The sequence below is a fragment of the Kitasatospora sp. MY 5-36 genome, assembly GCF_001182915.1.
GTDB lineage: Bacteria > Actinomycetota > Actinomycetes > Streptomycetales > Streptomycetaceae > Kitasatospora.
The window spans coordinates 1-1454 of record NZ_LFVW01001196.1; the positions used below are offsets into that span (position 1 = coordinate 1).

A 1454-nucleotide genomic window follows, 5' to 3' on the forward strand; every position below is an offset into this window, starting at 1 on the left:
CGCCACGGCGACCCTGCCGGTGGCGTGCAGCGGCACCGTCTACCGCGGCGGCGTCCAGGGGCTGGGCGGCCCGGCGCCGCAGCCGTCGGGCTCACCGACGGCTCGGTGACGACGGCGGAGTGACGACGGCGGGGTGATGCCCGCCGGGGCCGCCGGTGTCGCGGAGAGGCCGGGGCGACCGCCCGGAGGCGGCCGTGTTCGGGGCCCGGGGGACGGGGCGGGTGTGAGGAGTGGATACCGTGGGGGTGTGTACCGGTTCCTCCTGACTCCGCGCTGGCTCGGCGGCACCGTCGTGGCCGTGGCGGCCGTGGCGGTGTGCCTGTGGCTGGGTTCCTGGCAGCTCGGCCGCTTCGAGGACCGGGTGTCCACGCACCAGGAGGCCAAGCAGGCGGTCACCGCTTCGGGTGACGCCCGGCCGATCGACGCGCTGCTCAACCAGGCGACCCCGCAGGTGAGCACGGAAACCGTCGGCAGGACCGTCACGGTGACCGGCAGCTACGACGGCGAGCACCAACTGCTCGTCCCCAACCGCGTGGTGGACGGCAAGCAGGGCTACTACGTGCTCACCCCGCTGCGCACCGCCGACGGACACGCCGTCGCCGTGGTGCGCGGCTGGTCGGCCGGGGACCCGGCCGTCGCCGGGCCGCCGCCGGGCGGAGAGGTGACGGTGACCGGGCGCCTCCAGGCCAACGAGTCGGTGGGCAGCAACGGCGCGGTGGCGGGCGGTCTGCCCGCCGGGCAGCTCGGCATGATCAACCGGGCCTCGCTGCTGAACGTGCTGGAGTACGACGGCTGGTACGACGGCTGGGTGGCCGCCGACGACGCGCCCGCCGGGCTGGCCTCCGTACCGACCGTGCAGCCCCAGGGCGGCGACGGGCTCACCCTGCGCGCGTTCCAGAACCTGGGCTACACCCTGGAGTGGTTCGTCTTCGGCGGGTTCGTGGTCTTCATGTGGTACCGCCTGGTGCGCCGGGAGGCGGAGGCGGAGCAGGACCGGGCCCTCGGGCTGGACCCGGTCCTGGACTGACCGGCGGCGCCTTGACGCAGACGCCGGTTCGGCGCTCGGCCGCCCCGACTCGGCGTTCGGCCGCCCCGGCTCAGCGCTTGGTCGGCAGGGCCGGTGCCGGTGTCGGCTTGACCGTCGGCGGGGGCGCTGTCGGAGTCGGCGTCTGCGGGGGGAGCAGCGGCTGGGTCGGGGTCGACGAGCCGGTGGGCAGCGGCGTCGGGTCGCTGTGGCAGTGGCCGTTGCCGTTGCCGCCGCTGCCGTTGTGGTCGTCGGAGTCGTAGTGGTCGATGTGGTGGTGCACGCTGCGACCGGTCTTGGAGCCCTTGGACCCCGACCCCTTCGAACCGGACGAGCCGCTCTTGCCGCCCCCCTTGGCGAGCTGGACCGGGTCGCCCCCGTCCGCGGGCGGCGTGTACACCGCCCGTGCGACGGCCGCCCCCGGACCCGC

The 1454-nt window shown here is 75.4% G+C and carries 1 protein-coding gene and 1 pseudogene; one reads left to right on the forward strand and one right to left on the reverse strand.

Features of this window, described 5'->3' with window-relative positions:
- The first annotated feature begins 247 nt into the window (after nucleotides 1–247).
- Nucleotides 248–1027: an SURF1 family protein gene (locus AE652_RS41355; protein ID WP_049661142.1), complete on the forward strand. Its 780-nt coding sequence runs from the start codon at nucleotides 248–250 to the stop codon at nucleotides 1025–1027.
- A 70-nt stretch (nucleotides 1028–1097) separates the two neighbouring features.
- Here AE652_RS41355 and AE652_RS41360 read toward each other — a convergent pair.
- Nucleotides 1098–1454 (reverse strand): annotated as a pseudogene (locus AE652_RS41360) (hypothetical protein); the annotation flags it as partial.